This window comes from Stenotrophomonas sp. A3_2, assembly GCF_036624925.1.
Classification (GTDB): domain Bacteria; phylum Pseudomonadota; class Gammaproteobacteria; order Xanthomonadales; family Xanthomonadaceae; genus Stenotrophomonas; species Stenotrophomonas hibiscicola.
Map to the genome: position 1 here is coordinate 22,963 of NZ_JAZKVY010000253.1, position 24,176 is coordinate 47,138.

17 protein-coding genes are annotated in these 24,176 nt (G+C 67.9%); 13 read left to right on the top strand and 4 right to left on the bottom strand.

The features are described 5' to 3' along the window. Window positions 1-381: 381 nt before the first annotated feature. A complete protein-coding gene (locus tag R5H29_RS11175) occupies window positions 382-930 on the bottom strand; it encodes a Dps family protein (RefSeq protein WP_019660109.1) in 549 nt (182 codons plus the stop codon). A gap of 86 nt (window positions 931-1,016) precedes the next feature. Between R5H29_RS11175 and hrpA the strand changes: the two genes are divergently transcribed. Then, window positions 1,017-5,099, top strand: a complete 4,083-nt coding sequence (hrpA, locus tag R5H29_RS11180) for an ATP-dependent RNA helicase HrpA (RefSeq protein WP_134731872.1) — start codon at window positions 1,017-1,019, stop codon at window positions 5,097-5,099. A 117-nt stretch (window positions 5,100-5,216) separates the two neighbouring features. Here hrpA and R5H29_RS11185 read toward each other — a convergent pair whose 3' ends face one another. Continuing rightward, window positions 5,217-5,753 (bottom strand): hypothetical protein, encoded by a 537-nt coding sequence (locus R5H29_RS11185; RefSeq protein ID WP_019660107.1) that lies wholly within the window; start codon window positions 5,751-5,753, stop codon window positions 5,217-5,219. A 130-nt stretch (window positions 5,754-5,883) separates the two neighbouring features. On the opposite strand from R5H29_RS11185, the gene R5H29_RS11190 reads away from it, so the two are divergent. From R5H29_RS11190 to tsaB, 8 genes are all read left to right on the top strand, one after another. Next, complete coding sequence (locus tag R5H29_RS11190; protein WP_019660106.1) at window positions 5,884-8,040, top strand: bifunctional (p)ppGpp synthetase/guanosine-3',5'-bis(diphosphate) 3'-pyrophosphohydrolase; 2,157 nt, start codon at window positions 5,884-5,886, stop codon at window positions 8,038-8,040. Window positions 8,041-8,070: 30 nt separating this feature from the next. After that, entirely contained in the window at window positions 8,071-9,642 is a 1,572-nt protein-coding gene (locus tag R5H29_RS11195; protein WP_332329185.1) for a hypothetical protein, read from the top strand. A 63-nt stretch (window positions 9,643-9,705) separates the two neighbouring features. Further along, window positions 9,706-10,596, top strand: coding sequence for an NAD(P)-dependent oxidoreductase (locus tag R5H29_RS11200; RefSeq protein ID WP_197575595.1), 891 nt, complete (start codon window positions 9,706-9,708; stop codon window positions 10,594-10,596). Between the two features lie 72 nt (window positions 10,597-10,668). Beyond that, window positions 10,669-11,721 carry a glycosyltransferase family 2 protein gene (locus tag R5H29_RS11205; protein WP_227844844.1) on the top strand — a complete coding sequence of 351 codons (1,053 nt, stop codon included), beginning with the start codon at window positions 10,669-10,671 and terminating at the stop codon, window positions 11,719-11,721. Between the two features lie 84 nt (window positions 11,722-11,805). After that, on the top strand, window positions 11,806-14,247 hold the full coding sequence (gene mrcB, locus R5H29_RS11210) for a penicillin-binding protein 1B (protein ID WP_332329186.1): 2,442 nt from the start codon (window positions 11,806-11,808) through the stop codon (window positions 14,245-14,247). Continuing rightward, window positions 14,244-14,780 carry a hypothetical protein gene (locus R5H29_RS11215; RefSeq protein WP_019660102.1) on the top strand — a complete coding sequence of 179 codons (537 nt, stop codon included), beginning with the start codon at window positions 14,244-14,246 and terminating at the stop codon, window positions 14,778-14,780. Before mrcB ends, R5H29_RS11215 begins: the two co-directional genes overlap by 4 nt. 637 nt (window positions 14,781-15,417) lie before the next feature. Continuing rightward, on the top strand, window positions 15,418-17,466 hold the full coding sequence (locus tag R5H29_RS11220) for an ATP-dependent DNA helicase (protein WP_332329187.1): 2,049 nt from the start codon (window positions 15,418-15,420) through the stop codon (window positions 17,464-17,466). A gap of 9 nt (window positions 17,467-17,475) precedes the next feature. Further along, a complete protein-coding gene (gene tsaB / locus R5H29_RS11225; RefSeq protein WP_332329188.1) occupies window positions 17,476-18,189 on the top strand; it encodes a tRNA (adenosine(37)-N6)-threonylcarbamoyltransferase complex dimerization subunit type 1 TsaB in 714 nt (237 codons plus the stop codon). Window positions 18,190-18,681: 492 nt separating this feature from the next. Here tsaB and R5H29_RS11230 read toward each other — a convergent pair whose 3' ends face one another. Both R5H29_RS11230 and gshB read right to left on the bottom strand, forming a co-directional pair. Beyond that, a complete protein-coding gene (locus R5H29_RS11230) occupies window positions 18,682-19,566 on the bottom strand; it encodes an energy transducer TonB (protein ID WP_021203311.1) in 885 nt (294 codons plus the stop codon). Next, window positions 19,566-20,513, bottom strand: coding sequence for a glutathione synthase (gene gshB, locus R5H29_RS11235; RefSeq protein ID WP_332329189.1), 948 nt, complete (start codon window positions 20,511-20,513; stop codon window positions 19,566-19,568). Before gshB ends, R5H29_RS11230 begins: the two co-directional genes overlap by 1 nt. Window positions 20,514-20,753: 240 nt before the next feature. Between gshB and pilG the strand changes: the two genes are divergently transcribed. From pilG to R5H29_RS11255, 4 genes are read left to right on the top strand one after another with little or no spacing between them, the layout of a single operon-like run. Then, window positions 20,754-21,155, top strand: coding sequence for a twitching motility response regulator PilG (pilG, locus tag R5H29_RS11240; RefSeq protein WP_005418455.1), 402 nt, complete (start codon window positions 20,754-20,756; stop codon window positions 21,153-21,155). Between the two features lie 18 nt (window positions 21,156-21,173). Further along, window positions 21,174-21,536, top strand: coding sequence for a PleD family two-component system response regulator (locus R5H29_RS11245; protein ID WP_005410717.1), 363 nt, complete (start codon window positions 21,174-21,176; stop codon window positions 21,534-21,536). Next, complete coding sequence (locus R5H29_RS11250; RefSeq protein ID WP_019660097.1) at window positions 21,536-22,066, top strand: chemotaxis protein CheW; 531 nt, start codon at window positions 21,536-21,538, stop codon at window positions 22,064-22,066. Before R5H29_RS11245 ends, R5H29_RS11250 begins: the two co-directional genes overlap by 1 nt. Before the next feature lie 41 nt (window positions 22,067-22,107). Next, entirely contained in the window at window positions 22,108-24,144 is a 2,037-nt protein-coding gene (locus R5H29_RS11255; protein ID WP_019660096.1) for a methyl-accepting chemotaxis protein, read from the top strand. Window positions 24,145-24,176 lie beyond the last annotated feature (32 nt).

Genomic DNA, 24,176 nt, shown 5'->3' on the forward strand with positions numbered 1-24,176 from the left:
GGCGCCAACGGTCCTGCAAGCCCACACCGCCCCGCCTTCGACGGTTTCCCGGTCACGGAGGGTCCATCCACGCCATGCGTGATGAAAACAGTCAGATATCGACAAACAAGATGGGGTCAGATCCGTTTTCCTGCGGAAAACGGATCTGACCCCAATGGCTTTGCTGGCAGATCGCGGAAAACTGTCGAAGGCGGGGTGGGTCCGGTTGCGGGGGCGTGAGCCGCATGGATGCGGCGACCGAGCCTACATGGACGTATTCACGGCGTCCCCCGCAACTGGACCCGCCCCGCCAATCCACGGATAGCCCGCTTTTGACGTTGACGTTGACGTTGCAGTTGCCTCTGCGGGTGCAGGGCGCAGCCCTGCCGCCCCCGCCAACCCTTACTGCAGCAGGGAACGCAGCATCCAGGCATACTTCTCGTGGGTCTGCAGGCGCTGGGTCATCAGATCCTCGGTCGGCGCGTCGTCCCCCTTGGCCGCCACCTCCAGCACTTCACGTGCCGTACGGCATACCGCTTCGTTGGCGACCACCAACTGGCGTACCATTTCACGCCAGTCCGCACTGTCGGTCAGGCCCGGTTCCTCGACGATCGAGGTCAGCGCAGCGAATTCCCGGTAGGAGCCCGGGGCATTGAAGCCCAGCGCGCGGATGCGCTCGGCCACATCGTCCAGTGCCGCCCACTGCTCGGTGTACTGCGTCTCGAACATGGTGTGCAGCGAGTTGAACATCGACCCGGTCACGTTCCAGTGGAAGTTGTGCGTCTTCAGGTAGAGCGTGAACGCATCGGCCTGGAAGCGCGACAGACCGTCGGCGATCTTCTTGCGGTCGCCCTGGGTGATCCCGATATCGATGTTCGGCGCCGACGGTGCCGCCGCCGCAAGCTTCTGCTTGCCGGTCTTGGCCTTGGTCGTGCTCTTGGTCTTCGCCATGGGGTTCCTCCTTGTGGAATCGTTGGCCTTCACAATAAACCGGTCGTGATGACTGGTCGCTTTCAAAGTTTTGAACGAACCGATTGATGAACTCTATCGATAAAAATCCATCGCCCCGCCTGCGCCAACAGCGCGCCGCCATCGACGGCGCCATGAGCCGCGACCGGGGCCGTTTGCTGGGGATGCTCTCGCGTTGCCAGGCCAAGCCACAGGATGCGGCACTGGCCGCCACCTTCGAGCAGGCCTTGCAGGCGTCGGTGCAGCGCCGGCAGGTGCGGGCGCAGCAGCAGCCGTCCATTACTCTGGACCCGCAGCTGCCGATTGCGCGTGAAGCCGACGCCATCATCGGGCTGATCCGCGACCACCAGGTCGTGGTGATCGCTGGTGAAACCGGTTCGGGCAAGACCACCCAGCTGCCGAAACTGTGCCTGGCCGCCGGCCGTGGCCAGGCCGGCATGATCGGCTGCACCCAGCCGCGACGGATTGCCGCACGTGCGGTAGCCAGCCGTGTCGCACAGGAACTGCAGAGTGAACTGGGCCAGCTGGTGGGCTACCAGGTGCGCTTCAACGACAAGGTCAGCGAAGACAGCCGCATCAAGTTCATGACCGACGGCATCCTGCTGGCGGAGATTGCCAGCGACCGCTGGTTGTCGAACTACGACACGATCATCGTCGACGAGGCGCACGAGCGCAGCCTCAACATCGACTTCCTGCTGGGCTACCTGAAGCAGCTGCTGCGCAAGCGCCCCGACCTGAAGCTGATCGTCACTTCGGCCACCATCGACACCGGACGCTTCGCCCAGCATTTCGACAATGCGCCGGTGATCAGCGTTGAGGGCCGCACCTACCCGGTGGAGGTGCGCTACCGCGCGCTGGAAGGCGAGGGTGAAGACCAGGGCGAACGTACCGTCAACGATGCCATCGTGTCGGCTGTCGACGAGATTACCCGCTTGGATGCACGCGGCGACGTGCTGATCTTCCTGCCGGGCGAGCGCGAGATCCGCGATGCGCACCAGTCGCTGGAACGGCGAAAGTACCGCAACACCGAGGTACTGCCACTGTATGCGCGGCTGTCCAACCAGGACCAGGACCGGGTGTTCAATCCCGGGCCGAACCGGCGCATCGTGCTGGCCACCAATGTGGCGGAAACCTCGCTGACGGTGCCGCGCATCCGTTACGTGGTCGATCCGGGCCTTGCCCGCGTCAAGCGCTACAGCCCGCGCAACAAGCTGGACCGCCTGCACATCGAGCCGATCTCGCAGGCCAGCGCCAACCAGCGCAAGGGGCGCTGCGGCCGTATCGCCGAGGGCATCTGTTACCGCCTGTATGCTGAGGCCGATTTCCAGGCGCGGCCGGAGTTCACCGATCCGGAAATCCGCCGCTCCAGCCTGGCCGGGGTGATCCTGCGCATGCTGCAGCTGGGCCTGGGCCGCATCGAGGAGTTCCCGTTCCTGGAAGCACCGGACGAGCGCGCGGTGGCCGATGGCTGGCAGCAGCTGACCGAACTGGGGGCGATCGATGCCGAACGGCGCCTGACCACCATCGGCAAGCAGATGGCGCGCCTGCCGGTGGACGTGAAGCTGGCGCGCATGCTGGTGGCCGCGCAGGCCGCCGGCTGCCTGCGGCCGATGCTGGTGATCGCCTCGTTCCTGGGCATCCAGGACCCGCGCGAACGCCCGCCCGAGGCGCGCGGTGCGGCCGACAGCGCGCATGCGCAGTTTGCCGACGGCCGCTCCGAGTTCGTCGGCGTGCTGCGCCTGTGGGATGCCTACCGGCAGGCACATGAAGACCTGACCCAGTCCAAGCTGCGCGACTGGTGTGGCCGTCATTTCCTCGGTTTCCTGCGCATGCGCGAATGGCGCGAGCTGCACCGGCAGCTGCGCCTGCTGTGCGAGGAACTGGGCTGGAAGGAAGAGCCCAGCGAGGCATCGATGGCGCCGCTGCTGGCGGGCAGCACTGCACCGGCCCCGGCGCGCGATGACGCGGCGGCGGTGAAGGCGACCCGGGGCCAGCTGCACCGGGCTGCACGCCTGGCCCGCGAAGGCAAGGCGGAGGCCGCACCGGCGCCGGTGGCCGTGCGCGCGCAGAAGGAACAGGCGCCGGTTGGCGGCGGTTTCAGCGAACGTGTGCGCGCTGCTGCCTACCAGACCCTGCACCGGGCGCTGGTGGCGGGCCTGCCGACGCAGATCGGCCACCGCACCGAGAAGGGCGATTTCCAGGCGCCGCGCCAGCGCCGCTTCCTGCCGTTCCCCGGTTCGGCGCTGGCCAAGCGGCCACCGCCGTGGCTGCTGGTGGCCAACCTGCTGGATACGCAGAAGGTATGGGGCATGACCCTGGCCGCGATCGAGCCGGACTGGGTGATCGCCGAACTGCCGCACCTGCTGCTGCGCAAGCACTTCGACCCGCACTGGTCGCGCGCGCAGGGCCAGGTGCTGGCGTCTGAGCAGATCAGCCTGTTCGGCCTGGTGCTGGCACCGAAGAAACCGGTCCATTACGGCCGCATCGCGCCGGGCGAGGCGCATGACATCTTCGTGCGCCAGGCACTGGTGACCGGCGAGATCAATACCCGCGCCAGTTTCGTCGCCGACAACCAGAAGGTGCTGGAGGTCGCGCGCGAGGAAGAAGCCAAGCTGCGCCGCGCCGGCATCGTTGCCGACGAAGACTGGCAGGCACGCTGGTACCTGGACCGGGTGCCGCCGCAGATCCATTCGGCCTCCGGCCTGGATGCCTGGTGGAAGGGTCTTGCGCCGGAACAGCGCAAGACCCTGCACTGGACGCTGGCCGACCTGTTGCCGGGCGAAGGCAGTGAGCAGGAGCGCTACCCGAAGTACCTCGCGCTGGGCCAGGCACGATTGCCGCTGCATTACCGCTTCGAGCCGGGTGCCGAGGATGACGGCGTAACCCTTGACGTACCGCTGCACCTGCTCAACGCATTGGATCCGGTGCAGCTGGGCTGGCTGGCGCCCGGCTTCGTTGCCGACAAGGCTGCGGCGCTGATTCGCAGCCTGCCCAAGGCGATGCGCCGCAACTACGTGCCGGCGCCGGACTTTGGTCGCGCGTTCTACGAGGCGTTCCCGCAACCCAGTGCCGATGCCATCACCGGCGAACTGGCGCGTTTCCTCTCACGCGCGACAGGCGCCACGGTGACCGCGCTCGATTTCGAGCCCGGCTCGATCGAACCGCACCTGCACATGAACCTGCGCCTGCGCGACGAGCAGGGCAGGGTGCTGGCCACCTCGCGCGACCTGGACGCATTGCGCGCGAAGTTCGGTGGGCGCGCGGGCGACGCCTTCGCTGCACGCGCCGGACGTGAAATGGCGGCTGATGGCCTGCGTACCTTCCCGGCCACGCCGATTCCGCTGCAGGTGCCCGGCGAAGCCGGCGTGCCGGCCTATCCGGCGCTGCTGGACGAGGGCGACAGCGTGGCGCTGCGCATCTTCGCTGATCGGCAGCAGGCGCAGGCGGCTCATCCGCTGGGTGTGCGCCGCCTGCTGGAGATCGCGCTGGCCGAGAAGATGAAGCAGGCACGCAAGCAGTTGCCGGTGGGTGCCAAGACGGGCCTGCTGTATGCGGCGATCGAATCGCAGGAACGCCTTCGTGGCGACCTGGTCGATGCGGCGATGAACGCCGTACTGGCTGAAGGCCTGGAAGACATACGCGATGCGGCGGCCTTCGAGCAGCGCCGCGAGCATGCGGCCAAGGCGCTGTTCGGTGAGGCCATGTCGCGGCTGAAGCTGGCCGAGACCATCCTGGCGCTGGTGGCCGAACTGAAGCCGATGCTGGAAGCGCCGCTGATGGGCTGGGCGCGCGGCAACCTGGACGACATGGAGGCGCAGCTGGCCGGGCTGATCCATCCAGGCTTCCTGCGCGATACACCGGCCGACGCATTGGCGCAGTATCCGCGCTATCTGAAAGCGATGATCCTGCGTACCGAGCGCGCCAAGCGTGATCCGCCGCGCGATCAGGCGCGCATGCTGGAACTGCATCCGTTCCTGGAAGCGCTGGAAGTGGCTGAGCAGCAGGGCCTGCGCGAGCACCCGCAATGGCAGGCGCTGCGCTGGGATCTGGAAGAGCTGCGGGTGTCGCTGTTCGCGCAGGAGCTGGGCGCGCGGACCGGCATCTCGGCGAAGAAGCTGGCGCAGCGGGTAGCCGCACTGCGCCAGGCGTGACTCCGATGATGTGATGACGTAGAGCCGAGCCCATGCTCGGCTGCTTTTTTGATGCCTCGTCATCTTCCCGTGCAGATCGCAGCCGAGCGTGGGCTCGGCTCTACACGATGGGCGTCGTTACTTGGTACGACGCACCTTCGGCTGGGTGTTCACACCGTCGACCTTCAGGTACCAGACGCCCATCACACCGGGCTTGATGCTGACGGCGGGCGACTGCCTGCGCACGCCTGCCAGGGTGGTTGCATCGATCTGCTCCCATTCCTGGCCGTTGTCCAGCACGTAGACGCGGCCCTTGCCGAACCCGCGGAACTCACCCTGCAGCACGCCGACGATCGGCTCACTGCTGCCGAAATCGAAGAAGCCGCGATTCTTCACGATCACTTCCTGGCGGCCTTCCTCGCGCGCCGATTCCCGTACCGCTGCAACTGCCTGGGTCGTGGCCGCCTCGACCTTGCCCTGCAGCCAGCGGTTGAGCGTGGCCAGTTCCTGCGCACTGAGCTTGTCCAGGCCAGCAGCCTTGAATTCGGCCGGTGACATCTGCTGCTGCAGGTCACCCTCTACCACGCGCTGGGCCAGCGCAGGCGCCGACAGGGACAGCAACAGTGCGGCACAAGCCAGCAGCCGTAGGCGGAAACGCGGGACGATCGGGGACATGACGGGACTCTCCTGGGTTTGCCCGCGAGTGTAGCGGCATGTCTTCATGCCGGGGGATGGTGGCCACGGTCATTGTCCCTGAACGGCGCCGGCGCTAGTGTAGAGGCCTCTGTCTTGCCTGCTTGATGCTGTGAACCGCGCTTCCGTCCCCGGCCTGGATGCCTTGTTGAACCGTCCCTCGGCAGCGGTGCTGCCTGCTCCGCTGCGCCAGGCCCTGCGCGAGCATTGGGAAGCGCCGGATTGCGACCACCAGATGCGTACTACCTGGTCGGTGCTGGGCGATACCCTCGATGCGCTGGCGATGCTCTCGGCCGACGAAGGCGCGGTGGTGGCAGCATTGCTGTTTGACCTGCCGGGCCTGCGTACCAGCCTGGACCAGCTGCCGCTGGGCAACCACAAGGCGGCGGTGATCGGCCTGCTCGACGGCCAGGATGCGGCCGACCCGGTGTGGGCACTGCACGCCGGCCGTGAGGCCGGACGCAACAGCGAGGGCCTGCGCCGGCTGCTGCTGGCGATCATCCGCGACCTGCGCGTGGTGCCGATCCTGCTGGCCCGGCAACTGGCGCGGATGCGCGCGGCCGACAAGCTGGACGACGAGCAGCGCCGCGCGCTGGCGCAGCTGACACGCGACATCCACGCGCCATTGGCCAACCGCCTGGGCATCTGGCAGCTGAAGTGGGAGCTGGAGGACCTGGCGTTCCGCCACCTGGAGCCGGAGACCTACCGGCGCATTGCTCGGGAAGTCGACGAAACCCGCATCGCCCGCGAGCGCTACGTCGAGAATGTCAAGAAGGTGCTGTCGCGCGAGCTGGTTGCGCAGGGCATCAAGGCCGAGGTCAGTGGCCGCCCGAAGCACATCTACAGCATCTGGCGGAAGATGCAGAAGAAGCGGCTGGCGTTCGACCAGCTGTACGACATCCGTGCGGTGCGGGTAATGGTCGACGATGTCGCCGCCTGCTATGCCGCGCTGGGCGTGGTGCATGCACTGTGGGCACCGGTGCCGAGCGAGTTCGACGATTACATCGCCCGGCCCAAGGCCAACGACTATCGCTCGCTGCATACCGCCGTGGTTGGTCCGGAAGGGCGCACCATTGAAGTGCAGATCCGTACCCACGAGATGCATTCGCAGGCCGAGCTGGGCGTGGCCGCGCACTGGAAGTACAAGGAAGGCGGCAAGGGCGCGGAGAAGTCCTTCGACCGCAAGATCACCTGGATGCGCCAGCTGCTGGAGCAGGCCCAGGACGGGCAGGGCAACGAACTGGCCGGGGCGCTCGATGCCGAACTGACCGAGGACCGGGTCTATGCGCTGAGCCCGAAGGACGAGGTGCTGGACCTGCCGCAGGGCGCCACGCCGCTCGATTTCGCCTATCAGGTGCACACCATGGTTGGCCACCGCTGCCGTGGCGCGAAGGTCAATGGCCGCATCGTACCGCTGACTTACCGTCTGCGCAGTGGCGACCGGGTCGAGATACTGACCGGCAAGGAGGCCGACCCGCGCCGCGACTGGCTGATGCCGGCCAACGGCTTCTTGGCCAGCAACCGTTCGCGCGAGAAGGTGCGCAGCTGGTTCCACAAGCTGGACCGCGCGCGCAACGTGCAGGCCGGGCGCGAACTGCTCGAGCGCGAGCTGAAGCGCCTGGGGCTGCAGCACTCGGACCTGGCCATCGCGGCGAAGAAGTTCCATGCCGACAGCGTTGACGACCTCTACATCCAGGTGGCGCTGGGCGATACCGGGCCGAACCAGGTCAGCCGTGCCCTGCTGGAAGCCGAACGTGCAGCAAGCCAACCGGCGCCCGCGCCGAGCCTGCCGCGGCCGACCGCGCGCCGCGAGAACCTGGGCAAGTCCAAGTTCACCGTACAGGGCGTGGGCAACCTGCTGGTACAACTGGCGCGCTGCTGCCAGCCGGTGGCCGGCGAACCCATCGTCGGCTACCTGACCCGTAGCCGCGGTGTCACCGTGCATCGTGCAGACTGCGCTGCGCTGGCCCGTCTGGCGGCCACCAGCCCGCAGCGCATCCTGCCGGTGGAGTGGGGCCAGGCCGGGGGCGGCTACGAGGTGGACGTCGTGGTCGATGCGGTCGATCGCCGCTGGCTGCTGAAGGACATCACCAACCTGATCGCCCAGGAAGACGCCTACGTGCTGGACATCCACAGTGACAACGTGCGCAACAGTGGCCGTGCCCACCTGCGCCTGCGGCTGAAGGTGAGTGACTACGGCCAGCTGTCGACCCTGCTGGGCAAGCTGGACGCGCTGCCCGGCGTGAGCGAGGCGCGTCGCCTCGGCTGAGCTTCACGCTGCCCCGGCTACCCTGCACGCATGGAACGCGAGCCCCCGCATCGCCCGCATGGCGCTGAACTTCCTGCGCTGGACCGCGTCCGCCGCGAAGGCCGTTGGTGGTGGCTGCAGGCACGCCACGCGCGCCGGGTGTGGCGCTGGGCGCTGGTCGCGGCGCTGGCGGTGTTTGTGCTGCTGGTGCTGCTGCGCAAGCCGCTGGCCGACTGGTTCTGGGATGAGCCTCGGATCGAGCAGCTGCTGGCCGAAGGTGATGGCGCACTGGCGGCCGGGCGGCTGAGTGCCGCCGATGGCAGTGGTGCGCGCGAGCGCTACCAGGCCGTGCTGGCGCTGGATGGAGATCGTCCGCAGGCCCGCGAAGGCCTGGCCCGTACCGGCGCGGCGGCCCTGCAGCAGGCCCGCGAAAAGATGCAGGCCAACGATCTCGACGGCAGCGCGCAGGCGCTGGCACTGGCCCAGGAACTGCAGGTACCACAGGGCGAGGCGGACGCCGTCGCGCGCCAGCTGCGGGCCCGGTGCAGCGCAGGTGCCGGCATCGGTGCGCTGCTGGCGCAGGCACGCAACGCCTTCGCTGCGGGCCGGCTGGATGAAGGTGACAGCAGCGCGCTGCCCCTGTTCCAGCGCATCCTGTCGCTGCAGCCGGACAATCTGCCCGCGCTGGAAGGTCGCGAAGATGCACTGAGCGATCTGCTGCAGCAGGCGCGCGCGCTGGCGGGACGCGGCGAGCTGGCCGAGGCCGCCGCACTACTGCAGCGTGCGCGCCAGTTCGATGCCGGCCATGCTGATCTGCCCGCCAGCCAGGAAGCATTGGCGCAGGCCGTCGAGCGGCGCCTGCGCCAGGCCCAGCGCGCCCTGCAGCGCGGGCAGCTGGAGTCCGCAGCAAAGGGATTTCTCGCCGTTCTGGCAGTGGCGGCCGATGATGCCAGCGCCCAGCGCGGCCGTGAACAGACGTTGCAGGCGGTGCTGGCACGCAGCCAGAGGCAGGCCGACGACTTCCGGTTCGAGGCGGCGCGGGCCGATGCAGCGCTGGCGGAGGAGCTGGGCGCTTCGCCGGCCGCGCAACAGCAGCTCGCGCAACGCCTGCAGCGCGCACGGCAGGCCTTGGAGGCACTTCAGCAGCCTGCAGTGAGCAACACGCAGCGTGAACGCGAGCTGCGCGATCACCTGCGCCGGATCGAACGCGCCGAGCGCGCAGGCCAATGGATCAGCCCGCCGGGGCACAGCGCATTCGATGCCCTTCGCGAAGCACAGGCGCTGGCACCGCTCGATTCACGGGTGAAGGCCGCGGCCGCGCGCTTGCTGCCTGCCAGTCGCAGTTGTTTCGACGACAACCTCCGGCAGAACCGGGTGCAGGCTGCAGGTGCCTGCCTGCAGGCCTGGCAGACGCTGGCTCCCACCGCTGGCGGCCTGCCTGCGGCCCGCCAGCGCCTCGCGCAGCGTTGGCTTGCGATTGGCAGCGAACGTTTGGGCAACGGTGATGTCGCCTTTGCCGAACGTGCGCTCCAGCAGGCGGGCGAACTTGGCGTTGGCACTTCCAGCAGCGAGTACCAGCAGTTGCGGCAGCGCCTGCGCGACATCGGGGTGTCGTCGCCCTGAGCCCGCCGCTGCCGGAGGGACCGCTATAGTAGGCACCCCTCGCAACATCCCCACGGAGTGCCGATGACCGTCCTTGTTTCCGGAGCCACCAGCCAGATCGGCCGGTTCCTGCTGCCGCGCCTGGTGCAGGCGCATGGGCGGGTACAGGCGGTGAGCCGGCAACCGCAGCCGGCACAGGACGGCGTGCAGTGGCTGTGCGGGGACTTGGCGGCTGCGCTGGACAGCATGCCGTCTCCGGACCTGCAGGCGATTGCCAGCTTCGGCCCCCTTGAAGCGTTGGCGCAGTGGTTGTCGCGGCAGACGGCGGCCCCCGCGCGGCGGGTCATCGCCACCAGTTCGATGAGCGTGCTGAGCAAGCAGAATTCCGAGCAGGCCGACGAGCAGGACGTTGTGGCGATGCTGCAGCGGGGTGAAGCGGGCCTGATCGCGCAGGCCGAGCGTCTTGGCATGGGTTGGACGATCCTGCGGCCGACCCTGGTCTATGGGGCCGGCATCGACCGCAGCATCACCCCAATCGTGCAGCGTGCGCTGCGTTTGCGCCTGTTTCCGATTCCGCTGGTGGGAGGCCTGCGCCAACCGGTGCATGCCGACGATATCGCCCGCGCCGTGGTGGCTTGCATCGCCACCGGTGCTGCGTCGGCACGGGTGCTGGAAATCGGCGGTGGCGAGCGCCTACCCTATCACGCGATGTTCCGCCGCGTGCACGCCAGCCTGGCACAGCCGACCTGGGCGCTGCCGTTGCCGGGCGCGGCACTGCGAGGCTTGGCCGCGGTGCTGCCGCGGGCGCGTGGTCCGGTGTCACGCCTGCAGCAGGATCTGATTGCGGACAATGGCCCACTGCAGGCGCTGCTAGACGTACATCCGCGGCCGTTCCAGCCCGACGCGGACACGTGGCGACCGATGAGCGCGGCCCAGGCCATGCAGCGGATCGCTGCGTATCCCGGCAACGGCTAGCCAGCCAGCGTATCCATCCTGTTGGGGGGCTCTGCTACCATCCCCCAGCCCTTGTTTCCGCGAGTACCTTCGATGCCTGACGCGCCATCCCGAACGGCCCCTGCCGAGCGCATTGGCGTCGCGCTGTGCACCTACAACGGTGCGCGCTACCTGCAGGCGCAGCTGGACAGCATCCTCGACCAGGATCTTCCGGTGAACGAAGTCATGATCGGCGATGACGGTTCCAGCGACCAGACGCTGCAGCTGCTGCAGGCCTTCGTGCCGCGTGCACAAGCGCTGGGCATCCGTGTCGAGATCGTCCAGCACGCGCACAATCTCGGCTATGTGCGCAATTTCGCCGATGCACTGATGCGTTGCCAGGCCGACATCCTGTTCCTGTGCGACCAGGATGATGTCTGGCATCCGGGGCGTGTCCGCCGCTATGTTCAACGCTTCCGGGCAGACCCGGCCCTGTTGCTGCTGCACAGCGACGCGAGGTTGGTGGATGCGCAGGGCGCGCCGCTGGGCCAGCGCCTGATGGAGGTGCTGAAAGTGCACCTGGCCGAAGTGGAGCTGGAGCGCGACGGGCTGGCTGCCGACGTGATCCTGCAACGCAATTTTGTCACCGGCGCAACCTGTGCGCTGCGTCGCCGGCTCGTGGTCGGATCACTGCCCGTGCCTGCGGGCTGGAGCCACGACGAATGGCTGGCGGTCCACGCATCGCTGCGTAAAGGATTGGACATGCTGGCCGAACCGACCATCGACTACCGGCAGCATGGCAACAACCAGATCGGGGCCAGTCGCCGTGGTTTCCTGCAACGCCTGCGCCATCTCGATCTGTTTGATTCACAGGCGCGCCAGCGCACGGCGGGGCGCCTGCTGGCCCTGGCTGATCTGCTGGGACAGCGCGGCGTGGTGGTGGCGCCGGAGCGCTTCCAGGGACTTCACGCGCTCGCTTGGCGCATGGCCTGGTCGCGCCTGCAGCTGTATCGCCGCGTGGATGTGCCGGCAGGCTGGATCGCCCAGGATGCCCCGCAGTTGCTCGCACGCCTGGCCAACGTCTGCCTGGCGGGGGGCGGCTGGAAGGGCGGCTGGGCGGCGCTTGCGGGCGTCAGGGCCGGGTGGCGGGCGTCGCGCGCTGCTTGAACTGCAGTGAAACCGAGGTCCATTACCTGCCGGCCACCACGGCGCCTGCGTTAGACTCGCCAGACCCTACCTGTCTGCATTCCCGTGCCCCGACGCTACGATTCCGACGACATCGACGATTTCGACGACGACGACCAGCAGGACAACGGCCCGCTGTGGCGGCGCCGGCTGATCACCTGGAGCATGGCTGCGGTCGCGTTGGGATTGGGTTTCCTCATTCCCTATACGCTGTACCTGAACCAGCAGGTGACCCAACGTTTCGGCGAACTGCGCTGGCAGATCCCGACGCGGGTGTATGCGCGGCCGCTGGTGCTCACTCCCGGCAAGGCGATGGATGCGTCCACGCTGAAGACCGAGCTGGCCGCCTCCGCCTACCGCGATGATGGCCAGGGCAAGGAGCCGGCCACCTATGCGGTGAATGGCGGGCGCTTTGTCATCTCCAGCCGCGGCTACAACGACGTCGATGGCCGGGTTGCCCCGCGTCGGCTCGAGTTGTCGCTGGCCGATGGTGCGGTCGCCTCGCTGCGCGATGCCGACAGCCGCAAGGCCCTGAAGGCGGCGCGGCTGGATCCGGCGCGTATCGCCACCCTGTACGGCCAGAAGCAGGAAGAACGCCGCCTGATCCGCATGGACGAGGCGCCGGACCTGCTGGTGACCGGCCTGCAGGCAGTGGAGGACAAGGACTTCAACCGCCACCACGGCATCGACCTGTCCGGTATCGCGCGCGCGGTGTGGGTGACCATCCGCTCCGGTGGCCAGAGCCGTCAGGGCGCTTCCACGCTGACCCAGCAGCTGGCCCGCAGCGGCCTGCTCGGCATCGGCAAGGAACAGACGCTCACCCGCAAATTCAACGAAGTGCTCTACGCCCTGATCATGGAAGCGCGCTATGACAAGCGCACCATCTTCGAGGCCTATCTCAACCAGGTGTACCTGGGCCAGCGCGGCAGCCAGGCGATCCATGGCATGTCGTCCGGTGCCGAGTTCTGGTTCGGCCGTGACCTGCAGTCGCTGGAGACCGAGCAGATCGCGCTGCTGATCGGCCTGGTCAAGGGCCCGTCCTTCTACGACCCGCGGCGTAATCCGGAACGTGCGTTGGACCGTCGCAACTTCGTGCTGGGCAAACTGCACGAAGCCACGCTGATCGACGACGCCGAGTACCAGCGCGCACTGAAGGCCCCGCTGGGCGTGCCGAAGACGCCGGGACTGGTGGCGGCCAACCGCTTCCCCGCCTATGTTGACCTGGTCCGTCGCCAGCTCGGCCATGACTACCCGGAATCTGCCCTGCAGGGCGCTGGCCTGAGCGTCATGACCGGCATGTCGCCCTCCGCGCAGGCCTATGCCGAAGGCGCGGTGACCCGCACCATCAAGTCGCTGGAAAGCAAGCGCCGGCCCGAACTGCAGGCCGGCATGGTGCTGACCGACGTGCACAACGGTGACGTGCTGGCGGTGATCGGCAGCCGTGAAGTGTCCGAGGTCGGCTTCAACCGCGCGATCGAGGCGCAGCGTCCGGTCGGTTCGCTGCTCAAGCCATTCGTGTACCTGCTCGCGCTGGCGCAGCCGGACCGTTACTCGCTGGCCAGCTGGGTCGACGATTCACCGGTGACGGTGCAGCTCGGCCGCGGCCGCAACTGGAGCCCGGGCAATGCGGACAACCGCAGCCACGGCACGGTGCGCCTGATCGACGCGCTGGCACACTCCTACAACCAGGCCACGGTGCGCGTGGGCATGCAGGTCGGTCCCGAGCGCGTGACCCAGCTGATCCATGTGCTGGCGGGCATCAAGGCCGAGGCCAATCCGGCGGTGATCCTTGGCTCGACCGACCAGAGCCCGTACGCGATGGCACAGCTGTACCAGTTCCTCGCCTCGGGCGGTGAGATCCAGCCGCTGCACGCGGTGCGTGGCGTGCTCGATCCGCAGGGCAAGCTGCTCAAGCGCTACGACAAGACCCCGGCGCCGGCACAGGAAGGCGATTCAATTGCCGCCAACCTGATCAGCGTCGGCCTGCAGCAGGTGGTCTCCAGTGGTACCGCGCAGCGGCTCAATGCCGATGGCCTCGGCCGCCTGCAGCCGGCCGGCAAGACCGGCACCACCAACGATGGCCGTGACAGCTGGTATGCCGGCTACACCGGCGATCATCTGGCGGTGATCTGGATCGGCAACGACCAGAACCAGCAGGCCGGCCTGTATGGCGCTACCGGCGCGATGCGGGTCTGGTCGGGCATCTTCCAACGCCTGCCGAGTGCGCCATTGCGGGTCAGCAACAAAGGCCTGGACTGGCAGTCGGTCGCGGCCACGGGTCTGAACACAACCGATGAAGGCTGCCCGGGCGCACGCCGCTTCCCGTTCGTGGTGGGCTATGCACCGGCGTATGCGCCGTGCGCGCCGACAGTGCCGCCGGGCGAGCCGGGCGAAGCTGAAGGGGAGGGCGGTGGCTGGCGTAGCTGGTTCGGCCTGGACCGCAAGCCGGAAGCGCCCGCCGAACCTGCCGCAGCGCCCGCCGCCGCTACTCCTCCCCCGAGCCGATGAAGCCGATGAACATGCGATCCCTGCTGCAGCCCCTGGCCCTGACCGGCCTCAGCCTGGCCCTGGCCGCCTGTGTGACCAGCGCGCCGCCGGTGGTCAAGCCAGTCGATACCACTACGCCGGCACAGCGCCTGGCGGCAGTCGATGCGGCCGCAGGTCCTGACGACAAGGAGCTGTCGGTGCAGCCGCTGCGTGATTCGCAGGTGGAAGACCTGCGGGTGACCGCGCAGGCGCAGCGGCAGGCGAACGACCTGGCCGGTGCCGCCAGCAGCTTGGACCATGCGCTGGAAATCGTGGCCAGCGACCCGGCGGTGCTGCAGGAGCGTGCCGAACTGGCACTGCTGCAGGGGCAGTGGGAACAGGCGGAGACGTTCGCGCGCAAGGCGGTGGATCTGGGCTCGAAGACGGGGCCGCTGTGCCGCCGGCACTGGGCGACGATCGAACAGTCACGCCTGGCGCGGGGCGAGAAGGAGAATGCGGTGTCGGCGCATGCGCAGATTGAAGGTTGCACGGTGCCGGGGATCAAGCGGTACTGAGGTATTCCACTCCACTGGGCGCTGCCCCCTCTGCGGCGCGCGCACTGATGGATGCGGGTGATGGGCCGGTTGGGTGGGGCGTGCAGGACACGCCGTAAACCCATCCATGGGGGCTCGATGGCGCCTTGCTCGTGTGCGCTGTCCTGCGCACGCGGCAAGACCGGGGTTGGGCGTCCTGCCCAACCCGCCCGAGGCGTGCCTCGGGCCCATGGCGCCAACGGTCCTGCACGCCCTACCCAACCGGCCCGCCATACATCGCGCGTGCCGCAGGCAAGAACAAGATCAAAAACAAAAGCGGGTCGCGCGCTGCGCGCGCTCGCAGTAATCCATCTTCTTTTCCCGTTCCTTCCACCGCTTCTGAGCTACCAGTAGAGCAGGCTTGACGCTACGAAGCGCGTCCCTCCGTCACCGGGAAACTGTCGAAGGCAGGGGACTGTGGGTTTGCGGGGTGTCCGCGGCATGGATGCCGCGGCCAAGCCACCAGGGACGGGTTCACGGCGTCCCCGCAAACCCACAGTCCCCCGCCAACCCTCAGTACAACCCAGAGCCATGAACCAAGCTGTTGCCGTTGCTTTTGCTGGTGCTCTGGCTTGAAACGGGTGCCGGGCAGCGCCCGGCCGGGTATCCTTTCCCTCTGATGTCCGACCTTGTCCATGCCAGCCGCGAAGCCCTCAGCGACGGCGGCGCGCTCGCCTCGCATCTGGACGCCTTCGTCCCGCGCCCGGCCCAGCTGCGCCTGACCGAAGCCATCGCCGATGCGCTGCAGCAGCGTGACCTGCTGCTGGCCGAGGCCGGTACCGGCACCGGCAAGACGTTCGCCTACCTGGTGCCGGTGCTGCTGTCCGGGTTGCGCACCATCATCTCCACCGGCACCCGCGCGCTGCAGGACCAGCTCTACCACCGCGACCTGCCGCGTGTGCGCCAGGCACTCGGTGTCGGCCTGCGCAGTGCGCTGCTGAAGGGACGTTCGAATTACCTGTGCCGCTACCGCCTGCAGCAGGCGCGGGGCGAGCCGCGCTTCTCAAGCCCAGAACAGGCGGCGCAGTTCCAGCGCATCCTGGCCTGGTCCGGACGCTCGGAGTTCGGCGACATCGCCGAACTGGACGGTTTGGCCGATGATTCGCCGCTGCTGCCGATGGTCACCTCCACCGTCGATAACTGTCTGGGCACCGACTGCCCGTTCTGGGAAGACTGCTTCGTGGTGCGTGCGCGGCAACGTGCGCAGGCGGCAGACGTAGTGGTGGTCAACCATCACCTGCTGCTGGCCGACCTGGCATTGAAGCAGGATGGCTTCGGTGAGCTGCTGCCGGGGGCGCAGGCCTTCGTCATCGACGAGGCGCATCAGTTGCCTGAACTGGCCGCGCAGTTCTTCGGCGAAGGCTTCGGCATGCGCCCGTGGCAGGAGCTGGGCCGCGACTGCCTGGCCGAAGCGCGCGGCGTCGGGGGGGCGCAGTCGGCGCTGCAGGAACCGGTCGACCAGTTGCAGCAGGCGCTGTTGGCGCTGCGCTCGGCAATGGAAGGGCTGCCAGCGCGTGGCACGCAATGGCGTGCACTGGCGATGCCGCAGGTGCGTGATGGCTTCGATACGGTGATGGCTGGCCTGGTGACGCTGGAGCAGGCCTTGCAGCCGCTGCGCGAAGCTGCGGCGGGCCTGGATGCCTGCAATGCGCGGGCGCGTGAGGCGGTTTCGCGGCTCGGTCGCTGGCTGGGCGATGACGAACCCGCCCTCGACTTCGATACCGATCCTGCGGACACCGGCAATGCCACCGATGTGCTCTGGTATGAGCTCACCCCGCGTGGTTTCCGCTGCCAGCGCACGCCGATGGACGTGTCCGGTCCATTGCGCGAGCACCGTGAGCGCAGTCGCGCGGCATGGATCTTCACCTCGGCGACGCTGACCGTGGGCGGTGGTTTCGATCACATTGCCACCCGCCTCGGGCTGGACGACCCGCAGACGCTGGTCCAGCCGAGTCCGTTCAATTGGCCCGAGCAGGCGCTGTGTTACCTGCCTGAAGGCCTGCCCGATCCGGCCGCGCGGGGTTTCGGAACCGCGCTGATCCAGACCCTGCGGCCGGTGCTGCAGGCCTCGCAGGGCAGGGCGTTCCTGCTGTTCGCTTCGCATCGCGCCCTGCGTGAGGCCGCCGAGGCACTGCGCGATGGGCCATGGCCGTTGTTCGTGCAGGGTGAGGCGCCGCGTGCGACGCTGCTGCAGCGCTTCCGCGAATCGGGCAATGGGGTGCTGCTGGGCTCGGCCAGTTTCCGCGAGGGCGTGGACGTGGTCGGCGAAGCGTTGAGCGTGGTGATGATCGACAAGCTGCCGTTCGCGGCCCCGGACGACCCGGTCTACGAGGCACGCCTGGAGGCGATCCGCAGCCAGGGCGGCAATCCGTTCCGCGACGAACAGTTGCCGCAGGCGGTGATCGCCCTGAAGCAGGGCGTTGGCCGCCTGATCCGCAGCGAAAGCGACCGGGGCGTGCTGGTCCTGTGCGATCCGCGCCTGCTCAACCGGGGTTACGGCCGGGTGTTTCTCGATTCACTGCCACCGTTCCGCCGTACCCGCAGCCTGGCCGATGTGCAGGCCTTCTTTACGCCACAATGGGCGCCCGTGGCCGATGATGCCGTTCCGACCGCCGCCGCCGCGGCGGGCCCGGAGCCGGCGCCCGGTGTCACGTTCCCCCTGTTCTGACCTGATCCGATGAAACTGCTCGCCTTTGAAACCGCCACCGAAGCCTGTTCCGTTGCCCTGCATGTCGATGGACAGGTACTGGAACGTTTCGAGATCGCCGCGCGCCGGCATGCCGAACTGAGCCTACCGTGGGCCGAGGCGCTGCTGGCCGAAGCCGGCATCAGCCGCCGCCAGCTGGACGGTATCGCGCTCAGCCGCGGTCCTGGTGCTTTCACCGGCGTGCGCCTGGCGATCGCCATCGCGCAGGGCATCGCACTGGCGCTGGATCGTCCGTTGCTGCCGGTCTCGACGCTGCAGGTGCTGGCGCTGCGGGCACCGGCGGAAGAAACGCAGATCCTGTCGGCGATCGACGCACGGATGGGAGAGTTGTACGTTGCGCGCTTCGAGCGTGTGGACGGCCTGCCGGTGGCACGCGATGCCGAACGCGTGTGCGCACCCGCTGCGGTAGCGCTGCCGGAAGGGCTGTCGGCCTACGGTGTCGGTACCGGGTTCGCCGCAGCCGAGGGTGCGCTGGTCGCGCAGCTCGGCACAGGTTTGCGCGGATTCGACGCCACGGCATTGCCGCGTGCGTCTGACGTGCTCGCACTGGCGGTGCCGGCGTTCGCCCGCGGCGAAGCCATTGCACCGGAGAAGGTCGAGCCGGCCTACCTGCGCGACAACGTGGCACTGACCCTGGTCGAGCAGCAGGCCGCGCGCGAGGCGAAGGCGAAGGCCAACGGCTGAGCCCCTCGTGGCGGAGTTGGTCGCGTAGATCAAAAGCCGTGGTTTGGCCGGGCGGGTGGGCTGCGCAGGGGGCGCTGCAAGTACGTCCATGTAAGCTCGGTCGCCGCATCCATGCGGCTCACGCCCCTGCGCAGCCCACCCGCCCGGCCTCTGACAGTTTCCGTGCACGTCCGCCACGGAAGATCAAAAAAAGAAAAGTCAAAATCAAAAGCGGGTCGCTTCGCTTGCATCCACGCGTGGCGTGGATGTGTATCGACCAAGGTCGACACCTACCAAAGCAGTGGTGCGCCGCGATCTATCAGAGGCGGGGCGTGTCGGGCGGCGGGGTATCCGCGGCATGGATGCCGCGGCTAAGCCTACACGGACGTACTTGCGGCGTCCCCGCCGCCCGACACCGCCTCGCCACGCTTCAGTACACCAACCGCCGCTGTTGCTGTTGCCGTTGCTCTAGCCTTTCAGCGGGTCCCGGGCCGCAGGGCCGGGCAACAAACCCTACCGGTCGTCGCGCAGTTCGCCGCCGGGCAGGAACACCCACGTGCGGGTGACCTGCAGGATGTCGATCTCATCCTCGGTCTTCGGCAACGGCGGGAACGGCTGCGCCAGCTTCACCACCCGCAGTGCCGCCTCATCCAGCAGTGGCGTTCCGCTCGACCGCAGGATCCGGCTGCTCTCCACGCTGCCATCGCGGCGCACGCCCACACTGATCACCACCTGGCCGCCCAGCCGGCGCTGCCGGGCCTCGTCCGGGTAATTCAGGTTGCCCACGCGCTCGGCGCGGTCAACCCAGGCCCGCAGGTAATTGGCATAGGCATACTCGCGCGTGCTGGCCGACACGAACTTGCGGTTCGGGCGCTTGGCGTACTGCGCCGAGCGCAGATGCACTTCTGCGGCCAGTCGGGCCATTTCCACATCGCGCTGTTCGCGCGCACTCAGCGGGGCGTCCGGTTCGGGCTGATCCGGCGTGGGGCGGGACTGGGCCTGCGCGACCGCCTCTTCGCCATTGCGGCTGCTGACCACCCGTGCCTGTGGCGGCGGGACCGGCGCGGCCGATTGCTGCTGCTGTGGGACCGGGCTCAAACCGGGCTGCGCCTGCGGCACGATGCCGGCCTGGTTGTCGCGCGGACGCTGTGCGCGGTCGTGTTCGCCACCGCCATCCTGGTTGGCTGCGGCAAGAAAATCGGCCTGCTTCGGCGTCAGCGCGGTGCGGGTCTGGCTGAAGATCACTTCCAGCGTGGGCACCAGCGGTGCATCGCCTTTCACGGCGAAGCCCACGCCCAGGATCAGCAGCGCGTGAACCAGCACCGACAGCGCGATGGTCGCCCCCAGCCGTTGCGCTTCGCGTGGTGGCGGGGGCAGGACGGCAGGTGCGGTTGCCATCAGCGCAGGCCGGCCTCAAGCGCGTCGAACAGGGTGCCGGCGATGTTCAGGCCGAACTGTGCGTCCAGTTCGCGTACACAGGTCGGGCTGGTCACGTTGACCTCGGTCAGGTAATCGCCGATCACGTCCAGGCCGACGAAGCGCATGCCGCGACGCTTCATCTCCGGGCCGACCTGGGCCGCGATCCAGCGGTCGCGCTCGCTCAGCGGACGGCCTTCGCCGCGGCCACCGGCAGCCAGGTTGCCCCGGAACTCGTCGCCCTGCGGGATGCGCGCCAGGCAGTAGTCGACCGGTTCGCCATCGACCAGCAGGATGCGCTTGTCGCCGGCCGTGATGTCGGGAATGAACTTCTGGGCCAGTGCCAGTTTGCGGCCGCCGTCGGTCAGGGTTTCCAGGATCACGTTCAGGTTCGGATCGCCCTGGCCGCTGCGGAAGATCGAGCGGCCGCCCATGCCGTCCAGCGGCTTCAGCACGGCCTGGCCATGCTCCAGCGCGAAGGCCTTCAAGGCCTTGGCGTCGCGGCTGACCAGGGTCGGCGGGCAGCACTGCGGGAACAGCAGCGCGGCCAGCTTCTCGTTGTAGTCGCGCAGCCCCTGCGGATTGTTGACCACGCAGGCACCGGCGGCCGCAGCCACGTCCAGCACCTGGGTGTCGTAGATGTACTCGGCGTCGACCGGCGGATCCTTGCGCATCAGCACGATCTGGCCGGGGCCGAATTCGGTACGGCTGAATGCGCCCAGCTCATACCAGCCAGCCGGGTCGTCGCGCACCTGCAGCGGCGCGGTCTGGGCCACTGCCACGCCACCCTCCAGGGCCAGGCCGCCCGGGCGCACATAGTGCAGGGCATGGCCGCGGCGCTGGGCTTCCAGCAGCATGGCGAAGGTGGTGTCCTTGGCGATCTTGATGTGGGCGATGGGGTCCATCACCACGAGGACGTTCAACGGCATGGGCGCACCTGTCAGGCAAGGCGTTGATGGTAGCGGCAACGCCGGTCGCGCGCCTCCCTGCCATACTGCAACGCAGCGTCCGCCCGGCGCTCGCGCACTCATTGCGAAACCCGTCACGTTCAGGAGGCTGCCATGCCCCGCGCCATGGGCCGGCCTTGAAGCGGGCGCGGAAAGTGCGATATAGATACGCTTTCGTAGCGGCCCCCGCCAGAGATCGGGCCGTGCGCTTGGGGATAGGCAATGACTGAAAACACGACTGCGGGCGGGGAACTCGCAGGACTCCGGGTGATGGTCATCGATGATTCGAAGACCATCCGCAGGACTGCGGAAACACTGCTCAAGCGGGAAGGCTGCGAGGTGGTCACCGCCACCGACGGCTTTGAAGCGCTTGCGAAGATCGCAGACCAGCAACCGCAGATCATCTTCGTCGACATCATGATGCCGCGCCTGGACGGGTACCAGACCTGTGCGCTGATCAAGGGCAACCAGCTGTTCAAGGCGACCCCGGTCATCATGCTCTCGTCCAAGGATGGCCTGTTCGACAAGGCGCGGGGACGCATCGTCGGCTCGGAGCAATACCTGACCAAGCCATTCACGCGTGAAGAACTGCTGGGTGCCATCCGCACATACGTCAACGCCTGACCAGGGGGGAAAGGCACAATGGCTCGTATCGTTCTGATCGAGGATTCACCGACCGACCGCGCGGTGTTCACCCAGTGGCTGCGCCGTGCCGGCCACGAGGTGCTGGAAGCGGACAACGCCGAGGATGGACTGCAGCTGGTCCGCGACCAGGTGCCGCAACTGGTGCTGATGGACGTGGTCCTGCCCGGCATGAGCGGCTTCCAGGCCACCCGCGCGATGGCCCGTGACGCAGCGATCAAGCACATCCCGGTGATCATCGTCAGCACCAAGGCGATGGAAACCGACAAGGCCTGGGGCCTGCGCCAGGGCGCGGCCGATTACATCGTCAAGCCGCCGCGCGAGGATGAACTGATCGCGCGGATCAACGAACTGGTGGCCTGATGCGCTCGCCTTTCGACATCCTCGAAGCCTATGAACGCCGCAGCCTGGCCCACGCGGTGCAGCTGCCCGAACGGCAGTTCGCCCAGGACCTCTGGCGTGGCGTGGGCTACCGCGTCGGCCAGCGCCGGCTGGTGTCCGATTTCCGCGAAGTGGTGGAGATCGTGCCGATGCCGCCGGTGACCCCGGTGCCATGCGCGCAGCCCTGGCTGCTCGGCGTGGGCAATCTGCGCGGCAACCTGTTCCCGGTGGTCGACCTGAAGTACTTCCTGGAAGGCGTGCGTACCGTGCAGCAGGAAGGCCAGCGCGTGCTGATCATGCGCCAGGCCGGTGGCGACGTCGCACTGACCATCGATGAACTGTTCGGCCAGCGCAGCTTCGAACTGGACCAGCAGATCGAGGCCGGCATGCTGGCCGAAGGGCGCTACGGCCATTTCGTCGATCGCGCCTTCCATGCCGACGGCCACGACTGGGGCGTATTCTCGCTTTCGCTGCTGTCGCGCACCCCTGAATTCCGGCAAGCCGCGGCCTGAGGCCGGGCATCGCCCCCTGCATTGAAGATCGAGGTTGAACGATGAGTACTGCTTCGGACGCCACCAAGACCGGCAAGCTGCGGCTGGGCGGCAGCAACCTCTGGCTGTTCCTGCTGCTGGCATCGATGATCCTGTTCGGCGTCAACACCGGCGTCGCTACCTGGCAGGGCAGTCGCCTGGCCGATGCCGGTTCCAAGGCGGCCGACCTGCAGGTGCTGTCGCAGCAGCTGGCCAACCAGGGCCGTGACGCGGTGGGCGGCAACGCGCAGGCGTTCACTGCCTTCAAGGCCACCCGCAACGCGATCGAACAGAATGTGTCGACCCTGCAGGGCCGCTATGGCAAGGAGCCGGGCGTGTCCGGTGCGATCGCCACGCTGGGCGAGACCTGGGCGCCGCTGGGCAAGCAGGCCGGGCAGCTGGTGGCCAGTGAACCGGCGGTGCTGGCTCTGGCCGGCAACGCCAACAACTTCACCGGCGCCGTGCCGGGGCTGCAGGCCCAGCTGAACGAGCTGGTGCGTGCGATGTCCGCTGCCGGCGCGCCCTCGTCGCAGGTGTACAGCGCACTGCAGCAGGTCGTGGTGGCCGGCTCCATGGCCCGCCGCGTAACCGAAATGCGCGCCGGTGGCAGCGGCGCTGCTACGGCCGGCGATGCGCTGGCGCGTGACATCACCGTGTTCTCGCAGGTGCTCGACGGCCTGCGCAATGGCAACGAGGAACTGGGCATCACCGCCGTGCGCGGTGCCGCTGCCGTGGCCGCGCTGGAACAGTCGCAGCAGAAGTGGGAAGCGATGAAGCAGGACGCTGACGCGATCCTGGCCAGCTCGCGCCAGCTGTTCGCGGCGCAGTCCGCCGCCACCGCGCTGGGCCAGGGTTCGGCCCACATGCTGGATGACAGCCGCAAGCTGTTCGACGCGTTCTCCTCGTTCGGCTCGGTGTCTGACACCCGCCTGTTCCCGAACTTCTGGATCGGTGTGGTCTCCGGTGCGCTGTCGCTGATCGCGATCATCGGCTTTGTTTCCACCAACGTGCGCAGCCGCTCGCGCGAGCAGGAACTGCGCTACCAGACCCAGGTGGAGTTCAACAGCCGCAACCAGCAGGCGATCATGCGGCTGCTGGACGAAATCTCCTCGCTCGGCGAGGGCGACCTGACGGTGAAGGCCTCGGTGACCGAGGACATGACCGGTGCCATCGCCGACGCGATCAACTACGCCGTCGACGAGCTGCGCCACCTGGTGACCACCATCAATGACACCTCGGCCAAGGTCGCGCTGTCCACCCAGGAGACCCAGGCCACCGCCATGCAGCTGGCAGAGGCGGCCGGCCACCAGGCCAACCAGATCACCTCGGCGTCGGACCGCATCGGCGAAATCGCGGCAAGCATCGAACAGGTGTCGCGCAACTCGGCCGAGTCGGCCGACGTGGCACAGCGCTCGGTGGTGATTGCCGCCGAAGGTGCCGGCGTGGTGCGCGAGACCATCCAGGGCATGGACCAGATCCGTGACCAGATCCAGGAAACCTCCAAGCGCATCAAGCGCCTGGGTGAGTCGTCGCAGGAAATCGGCTCGATCGTGGAACTGATCAATGACATTTCCGAGCAGACCAACATCCTGGCGTTGAATGCAGCGGTGCAGGCGGCGTCGGCCGGTGAAGCGGGCCGCGGTTTCGCGGTCGTGGCCGACGAAGTGCAGCGCCTGGCAGAACGCACCTCGGGTGCGACCCGACGCATCGAGAACCTGGTGCAGGCGATTCAGGCCGACACCAACGAAGCGGTCACCTCGATGGAACAGACCACCGCCGAAGTGGTGTCCGGTGCACGCCTGGCCGAGGATGCCGGCACCGCGCTGACCGAGATCGAGCGCGTGTCCAATGCACTGAACACCCTCATCAAGAACATCTCCATCGCCGCCCAGCAGCAGTCGGCTGCGGCCTCGGACATCACCCGCACCATGGGCGTGATCCGGCAGATCACCGGCCAGACCTCGCAGGGTGCGGGGCAGACCGCCGAATCGATCGGCCATCTCGCGCAGCTGGCGGCGGACCTGCGCCGTTCGGTCGCCGACTTCAAGCTGCCGGCGTGACGCGGGCAGGGCGGCGAGCAAGGAACCAGTCG